20 protein-coding genes, 1 tRNA gene and 1 riboswitch are annotated in these 22,117 nt (G+C 59.1%); of the genes, 8 read left to right on the top strand and 13 right to left on the bottom strand.

All coding sequences use genetic code 11. The features are described 5' to 3' along the window. Window positions 1–31: 31 nt before the first annotated feature. Window positions 32–1,207 (bottom strand): cystathionine beta-lyase, encoded by a 1,176-nt coding sequence (gene metC / locus HPQ64_RS15380; protein ID WP_172889380.1) that lies wholly within the window; start codon window positions 1,205–1,207, stop codon window positions 32–34. Between the two features lie 334 nt (window positions 1,208–1,541). On the opposite strand from metC, the gene HPQ64_RS15375 reads away from it, so the two are divergent. The 5 genes from HPQ64_RS15375 (at window position 1,542) to HPQ64_RS15355 (ending at window position 6,920) form a co-directional block, all read left to right on the top strand. After that, entirely contained in the window at window positions 1,542–2,522 is a 981-nt protein-coding gene (locus tag HPQ64_RS15375; RefSeq protein ID WP_172889379.1) for an amino acid ABC transporter substrate-binding protein, read from the top strand. 220 nt (window positions 2,523–2,742) lie between these two features. Continuing rightward, a complete protein-coding gene (locus HPQ64_RS15370; RefSeq protein ID WP_172889378.1) occupies window positions 2,743–3,960 on the top strand; it encodes an amino acid ABC transporter permease in 1,218 nt (405 codons plus the stop codon). 10 nt (window positions 3,961–3,970) lie between these two features. Beyond that, a complete protein-coding gene (locus HPQ64_RS15365; RefSeq protein ID WP_172889377.1) occupies window positions 3,971–5,116 on the top strand; it encodes an amino acid ABC transporter permease in 1,146 nt (381 codons plus the stop codon). 57 nt (window positions 5,117–5,173) lie between these two features. Further along, a complete protein-coding gene (locus HPQ64_RS15360; protein WP_281358304.1) occupies window positions 5,174–5,980 on the top strand; it encodes an amino acid ABC transporter ATP-binding protein in 807 nt (268 codons plus the stop codon). Window positions 5,981–6,182: 202 nt separating this feature from the next. Continuing rightward, complete coding sequence (locus HPQ64_RS15355; RefSeq protein ID WP_172889376.1) at window positions 6,183–6,920, top strand: hypothetical protein; 738 nt, start codon at window positions 6,183–6,185, stop codon at window positions 6,918–6,920. Between the two features lie 66 nt (window positions 6,921–6,986). Here HPQ64_RS15355 and sseA read toward each other — a convergent pair whose 3' ends face one another. The 5 genes from sseA to HPQ64_RS15330 all read right to left on the bottom strand — a co-directional run bounded on the left by sseA (window position 6,987) and on the right by HPQ64_RS15330 (window position 11,631). After that, the gene (gene sseA, locus HPQ64_RS15350) at window positions 6,987–7,829 is read right to left on the bottom strand and encodes a 3-mercaptopyruvate sulfurtransferase (RefSeq protein WP_172889375.1); all 843 of its coding nucleotides are present in this window, start codon (window positions 7,827–7,829) and stop codon (window positions 6,987–6,989) included. Next, window positions 7,826–8,320, bottom strand: coding sequence for a GFA family protein (locus HPQ64_RS15345; RefSeq protein ID WP_172889374.1), 495 nt, complete (start codon window positions 8,318–8,320; stop codon window positions 7,826–7,828). Before HPQ64_RS15345 ends, sseA begins: the two co-directional genes overlap by 4 nt. Window positions 8,321–8,323: 3 nt before the next feature. Further along, complete coding sequence (locus HPQ64_RS15340; RefSeq protein WP_172889373.1) at window positions 8,324–9,040, bottom strand: alanyl-tRNA editing protein; 717 nt, start codon at window positions 9,038–9,040, stop codon at window positions 8,324–8,326. A 64-nt stretch (window positions 9,041–9,104) separates the two neighbouring features. Then, on the bottom strand, window positions 9,105–10,571 hold the full coding sequence (gene cls / locus HPQ64_RS15335) for a cardiolipin synthase (protein ID WP_172889372.1): 1,467 nt from the start codon (window positions 10,569–10,571) through the stop codon (window positions 9,105–9,107). 28 nt (window positions 10,572–10,599) lie between these two features. Continuing rightward, complete coding sequence (locus HPQ64_RS15330; protein ID WP_172889371.1) at window positions 10,600–11,631, bottom strand: cysteine synthase A; 1,032 nt, start codon at window positions 11,629–11,631, stop codon at window positions 10,600–10,602. 278 nt (window positions 11,632–11,909) lie between these two features. On the opposite strand from HPQ64_RS15330, the gene HPQ64_RS15325 reads away from it, so the two are divergent. Both HPQ64_RS15325 and HPQ64_RS15320 read left to right on the top strand, forming a co-directional pair. Continuing rightward, a complete protein-coding gene (locus HPQ64_RS15325; protein WP_246270719.1) occupies window positions 11,910–12,542 on the top strand; it encodes a ChrR family anti-sigma-E factor in 633 nt (210 codons plus the stop codon). A gap of 50 nt (window positions 12,543–12,592) precedes the next feature. Next, a complete protein-coding gene (locus HPQ64_RS15320) occupies window positions 12,593–13,384 on the top strand; it encodes an SDR family NAD(P)-dependent oxidoreductase (protein ID WP_172889369.1) in 792 nt (263 codons plus the stop codon). Between the two features lie 6 nt (window positions 13,385–13,390). Here the strand turns inward: HPQ64_RS15320 and HPQ64_RS15315 are convergent, their stop codons facing one another. The 7 genes from HPQ64_RS15315 to HPQ64_RS15285 form a co-directional block, all read right to left on the bottom strand. Then, a complete protein-coding gene (locus HPQ64_RS15315) occupies window positions 13,391–14,707 on the bottom strand; it encodes an MFS transporter (protein ID WP_343036024.1) in 1,317 nt (438 codons plus the stop codon). A gap of 7 nt (window positions 14,708–14,714) precedes the next feature. Further along, on the bottom strand, window positions 14,715–15,944 hold the full coding sequence (locus tag HPQ64_RS15310) for an SAM-dependent methyltransferase (protein ID WP_172889367.1): 1,230 nt from the start codon (window positions 15,942–15,944) through the stop codon (window positions 14,715–14,717). 2 nt (window positions 15,945–15,946) lie between these two features. After that, window positions 15,947–16,729, bottom strand: a complete 783-nt coding sequence (locus tag HPQ64_RS15305; RefSeq protein WP_210260335.1) for a DUF1365 domain-containing protein — start codon at window positions 16,727–16,729, stop codon at window positions 15,947–15,949. An 80-nt stretch (window positions 16,730–16,809) separates the two neighbouring features. After that, complete coding sequence (locus tag HPQ64_RS15300; protein ID WP_172889366.1) at window positions 16,810–18,114, bottom strand: NAD(P)/FAD-dependent oxidoreductase; 1,305 nt, start codon at window positions 18,112–18,114, stop codon at window positions 16,810–16,812. Window positions 18,115–18,131: 17 nt separating this feature from the next. Beyond that, window positions 18,132–19,592 (bottom strand): cryptochrome/photolyase family protein, encoded by a 1,461-nt coding sequence (locus HPQ64_RS15295; protein WP_172889365.1) that lies wholly within the window; start codon window positions 19,590–19,592, stop codon window positions 18,132–18,134. Window positions 19,593–19,836: 244 nt separating this feature from the next. Then, on the bottom strand, window positions 19,837–20,451 hold the full coding sequence (locus tag HPQ64_RS15290) for a hypothetical protein (RefSeq protein WP_210260288.1): 615 nt from the start codon (window positions 20,449–20,451) through the stop codon (window positions 19,837–19,839). Window positions 20,452–20,916: 465 nt separating this feature from the next. Then, window positions 20,917–20,992 (bottom strand) — tRNA-Asn (locus HPQ64_RS15285). Window positions 20,993–21,637: 645 nt separating this feature from the next. Next, a riboswitch (cobalamin riboswitch) is annotated at window positions 21,638–21,864 on the top strand. A 30-nt stretch (window positions 21,865–21,894) separates the two neighbouring features. Between HPQ64_RS15285 and HPQ64_RS15280 the strand changes: the two genes are divergently transcribed. After that, on the top strand, window positions 21,895–22,083 hold the full coding sequence (locus tag HPQ64_RS15280) for a CbtB domain-containing protein (RefSeq protein WP_246270718.1): 189 nt from the start codon (window positions 21,895–21,897) through the stop codon (window positions 22,081–22,083). Window positions 22,084–22,117: the final 34 nt, after the last annotated feature.

Here is a 22,117-nt window from a genome sequence, read left to right as displayed (position 1 = left end):
ACCGTGCCCGATTGGCGAACTGGGCCCGGCATCAGCCGGAGACAGCAGAAAAACCGCGTTCCAGATCCGCCTTGAGGTCATCCATGTCCTCAAGGCCGATGTGCAAGCGGATGCTTGCCTGTTCGCCGGGCTGCGTCACGGTTCGCTGCCCTTTCAGGATCACTGGCAGGGCGAGGCTTTCATACCCGCCCCAGGAATAGCCGAGGCCGAACAGGCTCAACGCGTCGACGAAGGCATGCGACTGCTTCACGGAAACGCCCTCCTTGAAATCGAAGGCGAAGAGGCCGCTCGCACCGTCGAAATCCCGCTTCCATAAAGCGTGCCCGGGATCCGATTCGAGGCCGGGATGGCGAACGCGCGCAACAAACGGGTGCTTTTCCAGCCAGCGCGCAACCTCCAGGGCGTTCTTCATGTGCTGGCGAAGGCGTACGCCCATGGTCCTCAGGCCCCTCAGGCCAAGATAAACATCGTCCGGCCCGACGTGGGCTCCCATGTAACCGTGGGTTGCATGTAGCGCTTTCCAGGCGCGTTCGTTCGCCGCGACCGTTCCGAGCATGACGTCCGAATGGCCAACGATGTATTTCGTTGCCGCCTGGATGCTGAGATCCACGCCATGCTCGAGAGGGCGGAAGAAGACAGGCGTCGCCCAGGTGTTGTCCATCAGCACCAGCACGTCATGCCGGCGGGCAGCCGCGACTATCGCCGGGATATCCTGCATTTCGAAGGTGAGCGACCCCGGCGCTTCCGCATATACCGCCCTTGTGTTCGCCCGGAAAAGCTTTTCGACGTTCCCGCTGACGGCGGGGTCGTAGTATTCGATCTCGACGCCGAATTTCACGAGCACCTCGTCGCAGAACTTGCGTCCGGGCCCGTAAACGGTGTCGACCATCAGGAGATGATCGCCCGCCTTGAGACATGAGAGCAGGGCAACGGAAACTGCGTTGAGCCCGGACGGGCAAAGGACGGCGCCTGCCGCGCCTTCCAGATCCACGACCGCTTCAACCAGAGCGTCGGACGTCGGGTTGCCCCGCCGTCCATAGGTATACTTCGATTTTCCAGACAGCATCGTTTCCACATCCGGAAACAGAACCGTCGATGCATGTATGACCTGCGGATTCACGAATCCTTGATTTTCAAGCGGATGGCTCCCGCCATGCGCGAGGCGTGTGTCCAAAGATCGTACAAGATCTGAACTCTTGTTAGGCATGTTCACCTTCTGTGCAGGGAATGGCTTTTCGCCTTGTGAAAAAATATTCGGATTGGCGTTTGTTTACGCGCGAACCACTTGACCCTGCCCGCCAAATGCCCTCGAATGCAAGCCAGAGACGACGGTTAAAACATCTTTGCCGAAAAGAACAAAACGAGCAGAGGTGGCCGTCGGGGAGGGGTATTACAGGTGAAGGTAGTCTTTAAAGCCGATCTTGCCTTCCGTAGCGCCCGAGCCTACGGCCGTTGTCTCCAAAGCCAAGCATCCTAAGGACAACAGAAAAGGCTGCAGATTCATGAAAACAAAGATCCTTCCAATCTTGCTCGGAGCCGCGATGGGTGTGGCCGCCGCGTCTGGCGCAAACGCCGCAAAGCTTGACGATGTCAAGGCCAAGGGGTTCATCCAGTGTGGCGTGAGCCAAGGTCTCCCGGGCTTCTCAAACCCTGATTCCGCGGGCAACTGGTCCGGCCTCGACGTTGATTACTGCCGCGCAATGGCGGCCGCGATCTTCGACGACCCGCAGGCTGTGAAGTTCACGCCGCTGTCGGCCAAGGAACGCTTCACTGCGCTGCAGTCTGGCGAAGTGGACGTGCTTTCCCGCAACACGACCTGGACGATGTCCCGCGACACGCAGCTCGGCCTGAACTTCGCCGGCGTGAACTACTACGACGGCCAGGGCTTCATGGTCCGCAAGTCGCTTGGCGTGACGTCCGCCCTGGAGCTTTCCGGCGCGCGCATTTGCACCAACACCGGTACGACGACCGAGCTGAACGTCGCCGACTACTTCCGCGCCAACAACATGCCGTATGAAATCGTCGCCTTCGAAAAGGCCGACGAGGTCGTGCAGGCCTATGACGCGAAGCGCTGCGACGTCTACACGACGGACGCCTCCGGCCTTTACGCACAGCGCCTGAAGCTCACCAACCCTGGCGAGCACATGGTTCTGCCGGAAATCATCTCCAAGGAGCCGCTCGGTCCGGTCGTCCAGCAGGGCGACGACCAGTGGTTCAACATCGCCAAGTGGGTTCACTTCGCGCAGGTTAATGCCGAAGAACTCGGCGTGACGTCCGCGAACGTCGACGAGATGAAGAACTCCGACAATCCGTCCATCAAGCGGATGTTGGGCGCGGAAGGCGCGTTCGGTGAAGCCGTCGGCCTCAGCAACGACTGGGCGTACCGGATCATCAAGCATGTGGGCAACTACGGCGAGATGTTCGAGCGCAACGTCGGCCCGGACACGCCGCTCGGGATTTCGCGCGGCCTGAACGCGTTGTGGTCGCAGGGTGGCCTGCAGTACGCACCGCCGATCCGCTAATCGGATTGACGCAAATGTGAAGGCTCCGGCCGGGAAATGATCCGGCCGGAGCTTTTGTGATAGATTATTGAAGGCGCCGAATCCGAAAGGTTTCGTGCGTTAGCCGCAAAGATCGCGATTAAGGCGGCGGCGGCATTTGAGGCGGGACTGGTCTGGCGGCACGGCGTGGCGAAGAGCTGCGCGGATTCGCCGACCCGTCGGCAGATTCAGGCGAGGGCAAATGGCTGTTCAGGAGCAGGAGCTGGTGGGAAAGCCACCACGTGCCTCCCTAGTGAACGACCCTAAAGTCAGGGGTATATTCTACCAGGTGGTCTTGGTCGCCGCGGTGGCCTATATCGGCTGGGAAATCGTTCACAACACGATCATAAATCTGGAAAAGCGCAACATCGCGGCCGGGTTTGGCTTCCTGGAAACCACCGCCGGATTCGGCATCATCCAGTCGCTGGTGGAATACAGCGAGGTTTCCAGCTACGGCCGGGCACTCCTGGTCGGCATATTCAACACCATCGCGGTAGCCGCGGTCGGTATCATTATGGCGACGATCATCGGGTTCATCGTCGGTATCGCACGGCTTTCGAACAACTGGGTGATCTCGAAACTGGCGTATTGCTACATCGAGATCCTCCGCAACATACCGCTGCTGCTGCAGATATTCTTCTGGTATTTCGCGGCACTCAGGGCCGTGCCGGATTCGCGAAGCGAGCCGCTTTCCCTATTCGGCGTGATGTTCCTCAATATCGGCGGACTCTGGATGCCGAAGCCGATCTATGAATCGGGTTCTTCCATCGTTGTCGGCGCGCTGATCGCCGGTATCGTGCTTGCCTTCATCGTCAAGCGTTGGGCCCACAAACGGCAGATGGCGACGGGACAGCAGTTTCCCGTGTTCTGGACCGCGTTCGGCCTGATCATCGGCCTACCGGTGATCGCCTACCTTGTGACCGGCATGCCGATCTCGCTCGAACATCCGGAATTCGTTCACGAAGGCCCGATCCTGCGGCGCGGGTTCCAGATCGGCATAGGCACCAACGTCATTCCGGAATTCATCGCTCTGCTGCTGGCGTTGTCGTTCTACACGGCATCCTTCATCGCGGAAATCGTGCGCGCCGGCATCCAGGCCGTGAGCCACGGCCAGACGGAAGCAGCCCATGCACTGGGAATTCGCCATGGCCCGACGCTGCGCCTCGTCATCATCCCGCAGGCTATGCGTGTGATCATTCCGCCGCTGACAAGCCAATATCTGAACCTCACGAAGAACTCCTCGCTCGCGGTGGCGATCGCCTACCCGGATCTCGTTTCCGTCGGCGGCACGGTTTTGAACCAGACGGGTCAGGCTATCGAGGTGATCGGTATCTGGATGCTGGTCTATCTGTCGCTGTCGCTTGCGACGTCGGCCTTCATGAACTGGTACAACCAGCGCATGGCGCTCGTGGAGCGGTAGGAGAGACAAGATGACGGATATGACTGATCTTTCCTACGTGCGCACAACGGACGCGCAAGCGAAGCCGGCACCGGTGAGCACGAGCGGCATCGTCGGCTGGATGCGGCGAAACCTGTTTTCGAGCATCCCCAACACGATCCTGACGCTTATCGGCGTCTGGCTCGCGTATTCGATCTTCGCGCCGATCATCAACTTCGCATTCATCAATGCGGTGTGGACGGGCGATAACCGTGACGCCTGCCTTGCGCAGAACGTTGGTCGCGAGGTCGGCGCCTGCTGGCCATATGTGGAAGCGTATTTCCCGCAGTTCATTTATGGCCGCTATCCGGTGGAGGAGCGTTACAGGGTCGATATCGTCTACCTTTTGTTCGCGCTGCTCATTGTGCCCATGCTCATACCGACCGTCCCGGGCAAGCGGATCAACGCGCTGCTTCTTCTGGTGGCTTTCCCGATCATCTCCTTCATTCTTCTGGTCGGCGGCTACTTCGGCCTTCCGGTCGTGGAGACGAGCCAGTGGGGCGGCCTGCTGGTGACGCTCGTCATCGCGATCACGGGCATTACGGTCTCCCTGCCTATAGGCATCCTGCTGGCGCTGGGGCGCCGGTCGGACATGCCAATCGTCAGGCTCTTGTCGGTCATCTTCATCGAGTTCTGGCGTGGCGTGCCGCTTATCACCGTGCTTTTCATGGCCTCGGTGATGCTGCCGCTGTTCCTGCCCGAAGGCGTGACATTCGACAAGCTCATGCGCGTGCTGATCGGCGTGACGCTCTTCTCCTCCGCCTATATGGCGGAAGTGGTGCGCGGTGGCCTGCAGGCAATTCCCAGCGGGCAGTACGAAGGTGCGCAGGCGCTTGGGCTGAGATTCTGGCAGATGATGCGCCTCATCATCCTGCCGCAGGCGCTGAAGCTCGTGATCCCGGGCATCGTCGGCACTTTCATCGGGCTGTTCAAGGATACGACGCTCGTCCTGATCGTCGGTATGTTCGATCTGCTCGGCCAGGTGCAGTCGTCCTTCACCGATCCCACATGGTCATCGCCGTCGCAAAGCCATACCGGCTATCTCTTCGCGGCGGTGATCTTCTGGATCTTCTGCTTCGGCATGTCGCGATATTCTCTCTTCATGGAGAAGAAGCTGCACACCGGGCACAAGCGCTGACGGGCGCCGACAACAACAAGGGCCACCGAGCCCAGAGGGAAATTGCGGAGTAACCCAATGACCGAAACGACAACCGCAACGGAAGCAACTGCCGGCGCTCCTCGCAAGAAGATGGAGATCTCCAGCACGGACGTCGCTATCGAAATCACCAAGATGAACAAGTGGTACGGCGACTTCCACGTGCTGAAGGACATCGACCTGCGCGTCATGCGCGGCGAGCGCATCGTCATCTGCGGGCCTTCGGGCTCCGGCAAGTCGACGATGATCCGTTGCATCAACAGGCTGGAGGAACACCAGCAGGGCTCGATCGTCGTCGACGGGATCGAGCTGACCGACGACCTCAAGAAGATCGACGAGATCCGCCGCGAGGTCGGCATGGTGTTCCAGCACTTCAACCTGTTCCCGCACCTCACGATCCTTGAGAACTGCACGCTGGCGCCGATCTGGGTGCGCAAGATGCCGCGCAAGGAAGCCGAAGACATCGCCATGCACTATCTGGAGCGGGTAAAGATCCCCGAGCAGGCGAAAAAATATCCGGGCCAGCTTTCCGGCGGTCAGCAGCAGCGCGTGGCGATCGCCCGCTCGCTGTGCATGAACCCGAAGATCATGCTCTTCGACGAGCCGACATCGGCGCTCGATCCGGAGATGATCAAGGAAGTGCTGGACGTGATGGTGGGCCTTGCCGAGGAAGGCATGACCATGCTTTGCGTGACCCACGAAATGGGCTTCGCGCGGCAGGTCGCCAACCGGGTGATCTTCATGGACCAGGGCCAGATCGTGGAGCAGAACGAGCCGGAGCCGTTCTTCTCCAACCCGCAGCATGAGCGCACGAAACTGTTCCTGAGCCAGATCCTGCATCACTGAGGCGGAAATTGCTCAAGCGATACGAAGGGCCGGCCATTGCGCCGGCCCTTTTTATTTACGGTTGTGGTTGAAGATGGACGCCAGCCGTGGGGAGCGAGGCAATTGGCGCGCCATGTTCTTTCAAGGGGACTGAACTCAAAGCTTTGACGGTTGGATATTCAACTGAATTCATTAAAGGATTTTTTCGAAGGGAGTTTTGATTATGGAAGACAGGCGGTCCTTGCCCAAATCCACAAGACGGCTTTTGATTATCATCGGTCTGCCGATTTTACTCGTATCCAGCTGCAAGGCGATTTTCATCCCGACTACGGAGAAGCGTTACCGTCTCGAAATATCCGTCGAGATCGACGGGAAAAATTACACTGGCGGCGCGGTTCAGCAGCTTACGGCTACAGGAGGGGCGAGAATATTCCGAGGGTTGTCCCAAACAAGTGCCCATTATGAGTTTTACGGCGAAGCGGTTGCGATCGATCTTGACGAGCGTGGCACGCTTTATGCGCTGATGCGCTACCCACCGCCCGCGGACAAACCGACGGCATTTCACCTCGCAAAACGGTATTATTCCGCCTTTGTACCGACCGTTTGTGGATTGCGGGTCGGGAGATTTGGTTATGCCGTCTTCATCTGGCGGATCCGGATGCTGTGGAACGACTGCGAAGTTCCCATAGACGAAATGCCCATGCTGGTCCGCTTCGCCAATGAGCCTGAGCTTGACAGCGTGGAGCAGGTGGACCCGAAAAACCTCGCCGCGACCTATGGACCCTCAGCAAGGTTCCTCGGAGCGAGGATTTCTTTCACGCGAGAGCCGCTCTCGATGGAAATTGAGGAGCGATTGCCGTGGCTGGAAGCTCGGAAGAACAAGATTACCGTTCTTAATTATGATCCGAAAAACCCTCAACTCAAAGAACACCTTATAAGATCCGAATTCACGAGGCATTAGGATAACTGGCTTTTCGCCCCTGAAACGCAGCCCGTCTATCGGGCCGCGTATCAAGAGTTGCCTTGCTCAGGAATTCTTCTCGATCACCGCGCCGTCGCGCGAGGCCCAGTCGGTCCAGGAACCGTCGTAGAGGGCAATGTTGCGGTGCCCGGTCATGTCGAGCGCGAGGAAGAGAATGGCCGCTGTCACGCCCGAGCCGCAGCTTGTGATGACGGGCCTGGAATAATCGACGCCGGCCTGCCTGAAGGCGGTCTCGATTTCCTCGGGTGAGCGCAAGGCGCCGTTTTCAAGCAGTTGATCGAAAGGAAGATTTAGCGAGCCCGGCATATGGCCGCTTGACAGCTCCGGCCTTGGCTCCGGCGCTTCGCCTTTGAAGCGGGCGGCGGAGCGTGCATCCACGACCTGTGCGCCGCCGTTTCCAAGGGCCGAACGCACCATGTCGTAATCCCTGACCAACGCATTATCGAGGCGGGCGGAAAAATGCCGTTCGGGCCGATGGACGGGATCGTCATCGACAGGCCGGCCTTCCGCCTTCCACTTCGGCAGTCCACCGTCGAGCACATAGACGCTTTCCACGCCCATCGCCTTGAACATCCACCACACGCGGGCTGCGGAGAGAAGGCCCATGCCGTCGTAGACGACGATGGTCTGTCCATCGCCGATGCCGAGCTTGCGCATCTTTGAGGAAAAGACATGGGGGGCGGGCAGCATGTGCGGCAGGGAGGAGGAGGTATCGGCGATATCGTCGATATCGAAATAGACCGCACCCGGAATATGTTCCGCCCGGTATTCAGCCTTAGGATCGCGCTGATGCGCCGGCAGATACCAGGAGCCGTCGACGACGACCAGATCCGGCGCATCGATGTTTTTGGCAAGCCACTCGGTGCTGACGATCGGGCTATCGGTCATTTTGGTTCCTCTGATGGGTCATTGAGCAGCAGGCCATGGGCGCGGTGCCAGTCTTCGATCGATTGTTCCGGATAACCGGGATAGTGGCGGTGGTTCGCGCCCTCCGGCACTTCTACCCAGCCTGGCTTGAATTCGAGCATGATGTGCACGGTTTCGGGCGGTGAGGGAAGGGGCGTATCTATCGCGCTTGCGAAAGGATGGACAAGCTCCGGCCAGCGCGGATCGTAAACCCAAAGGGCCGAGCCGCAATGCTTGCAAAAACGCCGCTCGCCAGGGCTGACGCCTTCCTCCGTCTCGGCGTGGAACATGGAGATGGCGTCTTCGCCTTCAACCTTGAGCGTTGCGAAATCGCCCATGATGTTGATCGCATAGCCCCCGCCTCCGTCCGTCTTACGGCAGATGCCGCAGTAGCAGCGCATGAAGGGATAGGGTGTGCTGGAGTCCACTTCGAAGCACACCGCACCGCAGCGGCAGGAGCCTTGCAATCTCATCGCTCAATCCTCCAGACGAATGCGGACGCGCCGGTTCTGGCGGCCCTTTTTCTCGATCTTCGTAACGGCAAGCGGGCCAATCTCGGACGTGCGCGAAACATGCGTGCCGCCACAAGGCTGAAGGTCGACATCCTCTCCGATCCTGACGAGGCGAACGCGGCCAGAGCCCATCGGCGGCTTCACGCTCATGGTTTTGACAAGGCCCGGGTTGGCCTCAAGCTCCTCGTCGGTGATCCATTCGGTAGTGACTGGATGATCGCCTACGGCGATTTCATTCACCTTCGCGGCGATCTCTTCCTTGTCGAGCGTGGCTTCGGGAATGTCGAAATCAAGCCTGCCCCCACCCTCGCCGATCTGGCCGCCGGTGACGGGAAAGGGAAGTGCAACGGAAAGAAGGTGGAGCGCGGTGTGAACGCGCATCAGCCGGTAGCGCCGCGCCCAGTCGAGATGGACGACGACCTTCGCGCCGGCTTGCGGCAGCGTCTGGCCCTCGGCCGGAACATGGACGATTTCCTTGCGGTCGTCGCCATAAACGGTCGTCGCAATCTCTACTCTTGAGCCATCCTCAAGCTCCAGATGGCCGCTGTCGCCCGGCTGGCCGCCCCCGGTCGCGTAAAAAATGGTGCGGTCCAACACGATGCCGCCCCGATCGTTCACTTGTGTGATAGTGGCATCGCAGGTGCGCAGGTAGGCATCGTCGCGAAATAGCGGCTCGGTCATCGGTATCCTCTGCAATGGCGGAATCTGTTGATCCAACCTTACAGATTTGGAGGCGAATGGAAACTCACAGGATGGGAGAGAAAAGGCGCGCCGCCTGGGCTGCGAAACGGAAGGCATAAGAGCGCGTGGAAAGGACGTTTCGCGGCTCCTCGATACTGCCCTTGAAATCGGCCTCCAGCATCTTTTCGATTGCGGAAATCGTCGTATCACCCGTGAACCAGAGCGTGATTTCGAAATTGATGCGGAAGGAGCGATTGTCGAAATTGACTGTCCCGACGCTGGCAATCTCATCATCGACGAGCATGACTTTCTGATGCAAAAACCCCTTGTTGTAGCGATAGATACGGATGCCGTGATCTACGAGGTCGTCCGCATGGGCATAGCTGGCAAGCCAGACCAGCCAATGGTCGGCCTTTTTCGGCAAAAGGATGCGCACATCCACGCCGCGCATGGCCGCAGCATAAAGCGATGTCAGCACGTCCATGCCCGGCACGAAATAGGGACTGACGATCCAAAGCCGCTTTCGGGCGCGCGAAATCGCTTCGGTAAAGGCGATCGCGCAATCCTCCAACGCATCGGCCGGTCCCGTCGGCATGACGAGAACAGGCTCGTTTCCCGTTTTTTCCGGAACATTGCCGGGAGAGAGCATGCCGAGAGGTTTTCCCGTCGCCCAATGCCAGTCTTCGGCGAAAACCAGGGCGCAGGAAAACGCGGAAGGACCCTCGACACGCACATGCGTGTCGCGCCAATGGCCGAACGAGGGATCGTGGCCGAGGTATTCATCGCCCACGTTATGTCCGCCGACCCATGCGCATTTGCCGTCAACGACCACGATTTTCCGGTGGTTGCGGTAGTTGAGCCGCATGGGCCCCGTCATGCGCAGGATCTTGTGACGCTTGTTGAAGCCGGAAACCTTGATGCCGGCGTCGCTCAGCCGGGCAAGATAGGACTTCGGCAAGGATTTGCTGCCGATTTCGTCATAAAGAAACAAGACTTCGACGCCGGCCTTCGCCCGCTCGATCAGTGCGTTCGCAACCTTGCGGCCGATGTTGTCGTCATGAACGATGAAGAACTGGAAGAGAATGAATTCCTCTGCGCGATCGATACCGTCAAGAATGGACGCGAAGGTCGCTTCACCGTCGATAAGAACGTCGACCGAATTTCCGGCAAGAAACGGCAGCTGCGCAACGCGAGACAGAACCGGCCAGGCAGCCGTTGCCTGCCGGTCGGAAAGGCCAAGCTCCTCGGCCCGCTTCGTGCGCGTTTCCCGTCCGGCATGGGTGCGGACATCGACATAATCATCGAAGCGCTTCCACCCGAAGACCAGATAGAGAAACGCCGTCGGAAAAGGCAGGAAGATTAGCGAAAGGAGCCAGGCGATTGAGCCTTGCGAGGTTCGGCTGTGCAACACCTCGCGCACCGCGCAGACGGCGCTCAGGGTATAAAGAACGAGCGTCGCCAGCGCGATGATGTGCAGATTTGTGAGGATCAGGTCGACAATCCGGACATCATGTTCGACCGCGCCCTCCATCTTTCAGCTCACTCGCCTCGTTTTCCGTTCATTCGAAAGGTACCGAAATGTCGATCTCGCGTTCAAGCCAGCCGGGCACAGGCAGGCCTTTTTCGCGCAGGAACGCAGGATTGAACATCTTCGACTGATAGCGGGTCCCGTAGTCGCAAAGCACGGTGACGATGATGTGGCCGGGCCCGAGCTCCTTTGCCATGCGGATCGCACCCGCAACGTTTATGCCTGAAGACCCGCCGAGGCAGAGGCCTTCATGCTCCAGGAGGTCGTAGCAGATCGGCAAGGCCTCCTCGTCGGGGATCTGGAAGGCCATGTCGACCGGCGCACCCTCGAGATTGGCGGTGATCCGCCCCTGGCCGATGCCTTCGGTGATCGACGAACCTTCCGCCTTCAACTCGCCATGGGCGTAATGCCCGTAAATGGCCGAACCCATCGGATCGGCAAGGCCGATTTTCACGCCGGGCTTCAGTTCCTTGAGCTTCATGCCGGTGCCGGCGAGCGTTCCGCCCGTGCCGACCGCACTGACGAAACCGTCCACCCGGCCGTCCGTCTGCTCGAAGATTTCAGGAGCGGTGGTCTCGATGTGGGCGCGCCTGTTCGCCGTGTTGTCGAACTGGTTCGCCCAGATCGCGCCGTGAGGCTCGGTCTTCGCCAGTTGTTCGGCAAGCCGGCCCGATAGCTTCACGTAGTTGTTCGGATCCTTGTAGGGAACGGCCGGAACCTCGATCAGATGCGCGCCGGCAAGGCGCAGCATGTCCTTCTTTTCCTGGCTCTGGGTTTCGGGAATGACGATGACGGAGCGATACCCGAGCGCATTGCCGACGAGGGCAAGGCCGATGCCGGTGTTGCCGGCAGTCCCTTCCACGATGACGCCGCCCGGTTTCAAAAGGCCGCGTTCCTCCGCATCCCGGATGATGAACAGCGCAGCCCGGTCCTTCACCGATTGGCCGGGGTTCATGAATTCCGCCTTGCCGTAGATTTCGCAGCCCGTAAGCTCGGACGCCTGACGGAGGCGGATTAGGGGGGTGTTGCCGATCGTGTCGACGACGGACGGGTTCACTTTCATGGGTCTTTTACAATCCCGGATCGGTTTATCTTTGTAGAGGGAAGCTAATAGCCACATCAGGGTGCTGCAAGCACCGCGATTGCGCTATAGACGATCTGCGGGGGAATAGATTATCTCTTTGCGTGAAAAATCTGCGATGCGCATGAAAAAAATCGCAAGAAATCGCGTTTCAGTTTGATCCGGCATAGACTGGCGCGCGTAGGGCGTTTGAGAAAGTGCAGGGTAATTTTGCCTGAGGATCGGGACGAACGGGACGCATGGACCAGGAAGAATTGAATATGGACGCGCTGTTTGCGGGTTACGTGGCCGGAACTCTTGCCGAGCCGGCCCGGATACTCGTGCGTTCGCACCTTGAGATCAGCCCAGTCAACCGTGGCTTCATACGCGATCTGGAAGCCTTCGGCGGCGACATGCTGGAGGAAATGGAGCCGGTGGAAATTTCCGGTCGCGAGGCGAAGCTGAAGGCGATCTTCGCCGATAAGGGTTTTGAAGACGTTTCGCCGAAGAAAGTCGCTCCGCGCCAATGCTCAGACATTTTGCCGAACACGCTTCGCGATTTTCTGGGCTACGATTTGAAGGATGTCCCGTGGCGCAGCCGGCTGCCGGGCATGAAGGAATACAAGCTTGGCGAAATCGATGGCTGCAACGTCAGCATGCTCTGGATACGTGCCGGCATGGCGATGCCGACGCATACCCACCACGGCACGGAACTGACCCTGGTGCTCGAAGGCGGCTTTTCGGACGGGATTGGGCATTTCGTTCGCGGTGACGTTTCCTTCGCCGATGAATCGGTCGATCACAAGCCGGTCGCCGACGATGATGGCGATTGTATCTGCTTTGCGGTAACTGAAGGTAATTTGCAGCTGACGGGGCCTGTAGGCCGGTTCTTCGCGCCCTTCATCCGCGGATAAGCATCCGCCCGACGTTCTTATTACCCCACCTGACGGTGCGAGCCTTACCCATGTCTTCCTACATTGCGAGCCCAAAGGACGGCGTTGCCTGGATTACGGGTGCAAGTTCGGGCATTGGGAAGGCGCTGGCCATGCTCCTTGCCCGCGAAGGCTGGAAGGTGGCCGTCACCGCGCGCTCGCTGGATAAACTGGAAGCGATGGCCGAAGAAGCCGGTTCGTTGCGCGGTTCCATCATGGCTTTTCCGGGCGACGTGACCGATGCCAGGGAAATGGAACGGGTTGTGGAGGCGGTGGAGCGCGCGCTGGGGCCGTTGGTGCTCGGCGTGTTGAACGCCGGCGTCTATCTGCCGGTGAAGGGCGAGGACCTCAACGTTCGGGATTTCGAAAAGTCGATTGCCGTCAATCTGTTGGGTACCGTCAATTGCCTGGTGCCACTTTCCAAATGGATGAAGGAGAGCGGCAAAGGCCAGATCGCCATTGTCTCCTCCGTCGCAGGATATCGCGGGTTGCCGACATCCGCCGCCTATGGAGCGACGAAGGCCGGGCTCATCAATATGGCTGAGGCGCTGAAATTCGATTTCGACCGGATGGGCATTCATCTGCAGGTCATTATGCCCGGTTTCGTGGACACGCCCGCAACGTCGCAAAACCCGTTTCCCATGCCGCATCTTCTTGGCGTCGAGGAGGCGGCGGAGAAAATTGGCGAGGGGTTGAAAACGCACTCCTTCGAAATCACCTTTCCAAAGCGCTTCACTTATCAGCTCAAACTGCTGCGGATGTTGCCCTACCGGCTCTACTTCGCCGCCGTCGCAAGAGCGACCGGTTGGCCGAAGAAGAAGTAGCGGCTTTTACGCGCTGCTCGCGATGCGGCGGCGTAGATCCTTCTGGGCGGTCTCGTCGAGAGGGAAGCGCCACATCAGCGCGATCGCAGCGGCTTTCAAGCCGACAGGCAGGAGGGCATAAAGCGCAGTGAGCATCGATAATCCTGTACGATCGTTTCCCCGGGCGTCAAAATCGGCAAATTCCAGCAGGCTGAAGGCAAGCCCAACGGCAAGAGCCAGAGAAAGCTTCGTCGCAAGGCCCCAGAGCGCGAAATAAAGCCCTGCCCGCCTGGCGCCCGATGAGGCGGTGTCGACGTCAATGACGTCCGCCTGAATAGAGGCCGGCAGGACGAGGTCCGCGCCGAGCGCAAATCCGGTGAGCACGCAGATGACGCCGAAACCGGCAAGGTCTCCCGGACCCAGCAGCGGCACACAGGCGAATACCGCGCATGCGCCAACCATTGCGACGCTCCACGTCCGGTGCTTGCCATATTTTCCCGCAATGGAAACCCAGACAGGCACCCCGGCAACTCCGCACAGGAAATAGACGAAAAGGAAAGGCCCCTGCATGTCCGGCGCTTCGAGTGCGCGGGCGACAAAGAAAAGAAAAAGTGTCGCCGGCAGGCCGTTGGCAAAGCCGTTCAGCACAAAGGCAGTGAGAAGGCGCAGGAACGGGCGGTTGGCACGCAGGTGCGAAAGGCCTTCTCTGAAACTCATTTTTCTTGCGGAATCCGGCCGGGGTTCGGGGATGATCCTGATGGCAAGCACGGCAAGGCAGGGTAGGAATATCAGCACGAACCAGGCGAGCAGCTTCAAGGCGGTGCGCTGATCCGCGAAGCCTTGCGCGGTGAGGGCGGCGGGAACGGCGATCGCGATAAGTGTTCCGGCGACGACGAGACCTTCACGCGCGGCGGCGATCCGGCTGCGCGCATGATAATCGCCTGAAAGCTCCGCCCCCCAGGCCGCATAGGGAATGATCGACGCGGTGTAACCGAACGATAGCGCAAGCCCCCAACCGAGCAGGTAAGCGGGCCCGGCATCGAGCGGGGGCGAAAGCAGCATGAAAGCGGCAAGGGCCGTGGGAAATGAGGCAAGGATAAACCAGCCGCGCCGACGCCCGCCCGGCGGGGTGACGCGATCCGCAAGTACGCCGACCACCGGGTCCGACACCGCATCCACAAGACGCACGACGAGCAGCAGATTACCGACAAGAGCGAGCGGCATGCCTATGGTTTCGGCATAGAAGGTCGGCAGGTAGACGTAGAGCGGCAGCGTCAGAACTGCGAGCGGCAGCGCGGGCGCCCCGTAAACCAGAAGGGTTGCAAGACCGAGGGGCTTCGCCACCACCGCGTTACTGCGCTTTCACGTAAACCATCTGGCGAACGTCAATGTTGCCGGAGCGGAAGCCTGCCTCGCAGTAATGGAGATAAAACTCCCATAGCCGCTTGAATTGCTCATCGAAGCCGAGCCCGCTTATAGATGGCCATGCGGCGCGAAACCTGTCTCGCCACACCTTCAGCGTCAGTGCGTAGTCCTGGCCGAAGGCCTTTTGTCCCGCAAGATCGAGGCCGATGCGCTTGCCAAGCTCCTGCAGTTTGCCGGGTGGAGGGAGCATGCCGCCGGGGAATATGTAGCACTGAATGAAGTCCGGCCGGCGGCGGTAGTCGTCGAACATCCGATCCTGAATTGTGATGATCTGAAGTCCGGCGCGTCCGCCTGGCTTCAGGCATTGGCCGACTTTCTCGAAGTAGGTTGGCCAATACTTCTCGCCAACCGCCTCGAACATTTCAATTGAAGCGATACGGTCGTAAATGCCTGTTTCGTCGCGATAATCCTGAAATTTGATCTCTATTCGATCATTCAGGCCTTCCTCGAAGACGCGCTTTTTGGCGAAATCATACTGCTCGCGCGAGATCGTCAGGCCCGTCACCCTCGCCTGAGCCTCCTTGGCCGCGAAGGCCGCGAAACCGCCCCAGCCGCAGCCGATTTCCAGAACGTGATCGCCAGGGCGAATATCGGCAGCCTCGAGGAGCGAGCGGTATTTGCGGGTCTGCGCCTCTTCCAGATCGTTAACTCCCCCTTCGAAAAGGGCGGAGGAATAGGTCATCGAAGGGTCCAGCCACTCGCGGTAGAATGCGTTGCCGAGATCGTAATGGGCGGAAATGTTGCGCCTCGATCCGCGTTTCGAATTGCGATTGAGCCAGTGGCGTAAATTGGAGAAAAAGCGGAACAAGGGGCTTCCGCGCAAGGCATCCACCGTCGCATCGCGGTTGACGCAGAAAAGCTCCAGAAAGGTGGTGACGTCTTCACTCGCCCAGTCGCCGTCCATGAAAGCTTCCGCGACGCCGATGTCGCCGCCGTCGATCACGCGCCTCACGAAGCGCCATTGATGGATCTTGAGATCGGCTTTGGGACCGGCCTCCTTGCCTTCGATCCTCAGGCGAATGCCCTCCGGAGTTTCGATCGTAAGTTCGCCGTATTTCAACTTCAGCAAAATATGTGCGCCGAGCTTGGCAAAACGCGGCGCGCTGGCCAGAACGTCCTGCAGGTTGTCATGGGTCAGAACGACAGGCGGATGCATAATCAAACCTCGTCCGAAAGAAGCGGGGTTCGCCTGGGTAAATCCCTGGCCTTTGAAGCGCCGCCGTTTTTTGCACGCGTTGATGGCGAAATGAACGGCACCCCCTTTAGCCACAGTTTAAACGCCTCGAAATGAATTGCAGCAATAACCTTTAGCGTCAGCAACGGGATAGTAGAGCATAGGCGTAAAATACTGACGGTGTTCAGTTCTTTGAAACTTCCAGCAAACGTAGCGGAAAATAAGGGGCCTTCGGAATCGGTTTCAAATATCCGCACCCGAATGGACCGTCCGGGCGGCAGTATCCTGAACCGGTAACGTTGCTTCATCTCCATGAATGGCGAAACGAAAAAGGCCTTGTCGGACATCTGGCGTACGCCTTCGGGGCCTGATTGCCCGGGGCGAACCGGTTCCACATAGCTGTGAATGTCGCCGAAGGTGTTGTGCACCTCGTAGATGAGGGCGGTCAGTCTGCCGTTTTCCGCATAGGCGTAATAGACGGAAAGCGGATTGAAGACATAGCCGAGGATGCGTGGATAACAGAGCAGAAGCACTCGTTCCGCCTGCTCCCCGATGCCGGCCTCCAACAAGAGCCGGTCCACATGAGCGCGCAGGGGAGTGCCGTCACGGGGTCCGTGATCCTTTTCGTGGAAGGACGCCAGGTTGAAGCGGCTGACGGAAAAAAGACGGCTCAGGCGGTTGGCGTCCTGCAATCGGTCAAGGTCGATAAGGAGATTGAAGACGCGGTAGGAAAAGCGATGGCCGACGGGCTTCAGCCGAGCGTGCATGACGGAGCCGGTGTAAAGGGAGGCAGGTGCCTCGGGCGGTGCTCCGTTTTCGGCGATCGTCGTGGGCAGGCGCTTGTGTTTCACTCCGCAGCCTCCGCGATCCGTGCCTGGCCGTCGGCCCCAACCTCCCAGGGAATTTCCGCGCCGAGGCCGCGCGCGACGTCGAGGCCTGAAACAAGGCCGTCCTCGTGGAAGCCGTATCCGCACCAGGCTCCGCAAAACCAGGTGTTCCGCTTGCCCTGAAGGCGTTTCAGCATGAGCTGCCCCTTTAGCGCGTTTTCGCCGAATTGCGGATGATCGTAAGTATAGGTTCCAAAGGTCAAGTCTTCGTGCGGCGGCTTCACCGGGTTAAGACTGACGAAAAGCGGCCTGGCGTTGTCTATCCCCTGCAAACGGTTCATCCAGTATGTGACGGAAACATCGCTCCCTGGAGCGTCCGGCGCGGTGGAGCGCATGTAGTTCCAGGAAGACCATACGCGTTGACGTTTCGGCATCAGGGAAGTGTCGCGGTGCAGGTAAACCGTATTCGCGCGGTAGGGGACGGCTGAAAGCATTTCGCGCTCTTGCCCGCTCGCATCGCCGAGCATCGCCAGCGTCTGATCGGTATGGGCAGCGATTACGACCTGGTCGAAAACATCCAGGTTCCCGCTTTCGTCACGAACTTCGACCCTGCCGTCCACACGCTTGATTTCGGCAACCGGCGAGGCAAGGCGTATCTTTCCGCGCAGCGGTTGGAGCAGCCGCTCGACATAAACGCGCGATCCACCAGTAACGGTACGCCATTTCGGGCGGTCGAAACTCACCAGGCGATGGTTTTCGAAGAATGCGACGAAGCTGTCGGCCGGAAAATCCAGCATCTCCTTTGCCGGGGTCGACCAGATCGCCGCCCCCATAGGGATCAGGTAATCGTCGATGAAGGCTCGCGCGAACCGGCGCGCGGCCAGATAATCGCCGAGTGAGCGGCCATAGAGCAGGCCTTGCGCGCGGTCGGCGATCGCCAGTTTGTTGAACCGCAAGATCTCCCGCAGCATCCAAAGGAAACGGGGAGAGAGGAGATTGCGGCGCTGGCCGAAGATCGTGCCGAGGTTCGTGCCGGCCCATTCCCGCTGTCCGCCGTCGACGGAGACGGAAAAGCTCATGTCGCTCTCATGGCTTTTGATGCCGAGATGGCCGAAAAGAGCACTCAGATTCGGATAATTGAGTTCGTTGTAGACGATGAACCCGGTATCGACCGCGATTGTCTCTCCGTCATAATCGATCTCGACCGTTGCGCTGTGCCCGCCCGGGCGGTTTCTTTTTTCATAGAGGACCACGTCATGAACGTCGCTTAAGGCCCAGGCGGCACTGTTACCGGCGATGCCCGATCCGACCACGGCTATGCGCATGTTTTTTCTTTCCTTGTTCAAGCAGCCGAAGAAAGGGATTGAAACGCGTCGAGCGCACGGACGCGCGCTTTCGAATGGTCGACGAGCGGGTGTGGGTAGGTTTTGCCGAGCTCGACGCCGGCCTTTTCCAGAACGTCCTGCGGAGCGTCGAACGGCCTGAAAAGATATTCGTTTGGAAGGTCGGCAAGTTCCGGCACCCAGCGGCGCGTGTAGGTGCCGTCGGCGTCGAATTTCTCGCCCTGCGTGATCGGATTGAAGATACGGAAATAGGGGGCGGCATCCGCACCCGACCCTGCAACCCATTGCCAGCTTGCCGAGTTGTTGGCGATATCCGCATCGACCAGCGTATCGCGGAACCACGCGGCTCCTTCGCGCCAGTCGATCATCAGGTGCTTGATCAGGAACGACGCCACGACCATTCGCACGCGGTTGTGCAGATAGCCTGTGTGCCAAAGCTCGCGCATGCCCGCATCGACTATTGGATAGCCCGTGCGGCCCATCGACCATGCCCTGAAGGCGGTGCTGTCATCCTCCCAGGGAAAACCGTCGAACTTCGCCTGATAGTTTTCGCTGGGAAGCGAAGGGAAATGGAAAAGCAGGTGGTAGGAGAACTCGCGCCACGCCAGTTCCGACAGAAACTTCTCGAGCGGTTTGTCGGCAAGCTTCTCTTTCGCGACATGATGACAGGCCGCATGCCAGATCTGGCGCGGGGAAATTTCGCCAAACCGCAAGTGCGGTGAAAGCATCGATGTTGCGGAAGCGCCCGGAAGATCACGCTCGGTCGCGTAGCGTTCGAGCGCGTTTTCAAGAAAGTCCCTCAGGCGTGCCTGTGCGCCGGCCTCGCCGGGCGTCCAGATTTCGCGCAGGCCCTCGGCCCAATCCGGCTTTCTCGGCAGGAGCGAAAGATCATCGATCGCGAGGCTTTGCGGCGGTCTATCGACGCCAGTCAGTCCCTTGACTGCAGGAGTTGGAGCAGGCGGCTCGCCGCGCTGGCGAAGCGCGCGCCAGAAGGGCGTATAGACGCGAAAGGGACCGCCGGACGATGTCTCGATCTCCCAGGGCTCGACCAGCAAGTTCGCATTGAAGCTTTCAACGGCAATCCCGCGTTCTTTCAGGCCGGACTTGATGACTTTGTCCGTCTTGATTCCCGCCGGATCGTAGCGCCGGTTCCAAAGAACGGTACTGGCGCCGGTCTCTTCGGCGATTTGCGTCAGTTCCGCGGCTGCTTTTCCCTCGCGCAAGACAAGCGCAATGCCGAGGTCTGCCAGAGTCTCGTTCAAGCGCGTGAGAGAATGATGGAGCCACCATTTTGCCGCGCCGCCATATCGCTCGAGCGTGGGGTCGTCCGCTTCAAAGATGAAGCATGCAAGCGCGGGTCGGCCGATTTCAACAGCCCGCTCGAGAGTCGGATTGTCCGTGATACGAAGATCGTCCCTGAACCAGACAATGGTTACGCCGTCGAATTGCGATGATGACATTGACCGTCAAAATCCTTGTGCAAGCTTGCTGAATTGTCTGAAGGTTACGTAGCAGCAGCTTCGATGGATCAAAGAAATTCGAACACGCACAGTCATGCCCTTCGCAAATGGCGCAAGGCTGGAAGCGTACCTTCGGCCTGAGCGGAGAAGTATGGGTTTACCGGCTGACTTAAATAAAAACCGCCATGGCTTTCGCCATGACGGTTCCCTTCGGGAGGTAAGGGCGAGTGAATTGGATGCCGGATCAGGCGCTGGCCGGACCGAACAGCCAATCCCAGGCTACGCGGACGCCGTCCGCAGCCGTTTCGAATGCACCCATGATCGCCGTCCAGACGTTATTTCCGAACTCGGCAAGCGCGATCAGCGCGGTCTTTTCCTGATGGGGCTTTTCCTCGATGAATTCAATCGCGGTTTGTGCCGGTCCGCCTTCGAAATCGACGACGCGGCGCGTAACGACCAGACGGGCATCGGGCGCGATGCGGCTTTGGTCAAGTTTAACAACCTTCGTTTCGTCCGAGGCCCCCTCGTCAAGCGCGCGGACGACGATCGCCCGGCCGTCAGGCAGGAGGTGCGTCTCGTTGCGATTGACTTCGCTGTCATAGACAACCTCGCCGTATTCGTCGATCAACTCCACCCACACGGCCTTGCGACCGCCAAGTTCGACTTCACCGACCCAGATGGAGTATTTGCTGTCATCGACAGTCGATTGAGCAACGCCGGAGCCGCCCACCGTCACCGCGAGCCGGTCTTCAGGCAGTTTGAACGTTTCCCGATCTTCCTTCGCGGTGGAGGAGGATGCGAAACTTACCGAAATGACGATCGATGCGGCTAGTGCCGCGACTTTGAACAAGCTGGTCATCGTGACGCCTCCCGAAGGCACTGCCCGTCCGGTTTCTTTATTGAGCCGATCCGAGCAAACGATCCCTGTAAGCCGTTATGTATGCAGGCTTAGTCACAATTGTACCGTGACCCTCCGTCATAATGCGGAGAAAGCTCGCCACGATTTTGTGTTTTGCGTCACAAAATTACATATTCTCGAAGATTTTCTGTCATTTTTATCTTCAATACTGTTCAGTAAGTAGCTGAATTGCAGGCAAATTTGAATTTTGGCGGCAATGTGGCGAGTAGCAGGCGAAACTGCGACGAAATGTCGATCACATTTTCGTGATTAGATGTAACGACTATTCCCTGCGTCTTCACGGCAACGGTGCTCTCCGCCTTGATTTTCCCGGAAAACGGCGGTTTTCAAGGATGATCGCGAACAGAGTTATCCACAGCGAAGTTCGGCGCTGCTGAAGACGGAATTATAGATTTGGGAGGGAGGTGGCTCCCCGGGCCGGACTCGAACCAGCGACCCAGCGGTTAACAGCCGCTTGCTCTACCAACTGAGCTACCGGGGATCACATCGGCAAGCGCCTCAGCGCCGCGTCGATGGCGAGCGTATAGCAAAGCACTGCCCGCCTTGCCAAGCGATTTGTTTGGAAATTTTTCCACAAGCCGGGGGAAACGAGAAACGGCAAGGTAGGCTTCGTTCGGCAAGCCTGGTGGGATATTCCGGTCGCATCGCGGGGTGGCCAGTAAAATGAGCCGGGATGGCAGTTGGTTGCGGAGTGAGCGTTTGTACGATTTCTCCGGTGCGTTACGCGTCATCGAAGATTGGTACTCAAAGGAGCGGCGGTCCTTATATGGCCGGGGGTCCGGGTGATGTTTTGGCAGATCTGGCGGCTTGCATTGGGCGGGCCGTGGCTTGCTGTCCCCTCGCTGCCGGAGGAGTTTTGAAATCTCGGGACCGGCACCGCAATTTAAGCGGCTGTCGAGGCTGAAGCTGCCCGTCTGGGTAACACCGGGATTTGTGTTTCTGCAGTTTGTGCCGAATCCTTTGTAAGGCGGCGCGGGTGGAGCCCGGTGGTCAAGGCGGTGCCGTGTCGCGGAGAGGTTTCGATTTTTGAAAACCTTCTCGATCCGGCAAGGCGCGGAAGATGGTATTGGGTCATTGGATGACGCAATTGCGATAGCCGCGCTCTTGTTGGGCGACGCGCAAGGGGGTACAAGGGGGGTGTTTCGGTTCCCATCAATCGGGCAAAGCCTGATCGGGATGAAACGGGAATGCGGTGGGGGATGACCCAAGTCGGGGTCCCAAATCCGCAGCTGCCCCCGCAACTGTGAGCGGCGAGCCTGCCTGCATCGTACCACTGGGTCGAACCGATCCGGGAAGGAGCAGGAAAGGCTGAGACCCGCAAGCCAGGAGACCGGCCGGAATCGGTTGACTCACGATCGTCGTCGGGTGGACGACAAAAGGAGAATGAACATGAATTCCGCTGTTTCTTCCGTCGCACAAAGCACTTCCTCGCGCGCTGCGGTTCTTCCGGTCGCGCTTCTGAGCGCCTTTATCGGCGCATTCGTCGTATTCGGCGTCGGCTTCGCGCATTCCAATGTGCTGCACAATGCAGCGCACGACAGCCGGCATGCGCTCGGGTTCCCCTGTCACTGATCTTTCAGAGCGGCTGGCGGTTAGCCGGTCTCCA

The sequence above is a fragment of the Hongsoonwoonella zoysiae genome, from assembly GCF_013266695.1.
Classification (GTDB): domain Bacteria; phylum Pseudomonadota; class Alphaproteobacteria; order Rhizobiales; family Stappiaceae; genus Hongsoonwoonella; species Hongsoonwoonella zoysiae.
The sequence above is the reverse complement of the archived record's forward strand: the minus strand, read 5'-3'. Positions and strand labels throughout refer to the sequence as shown.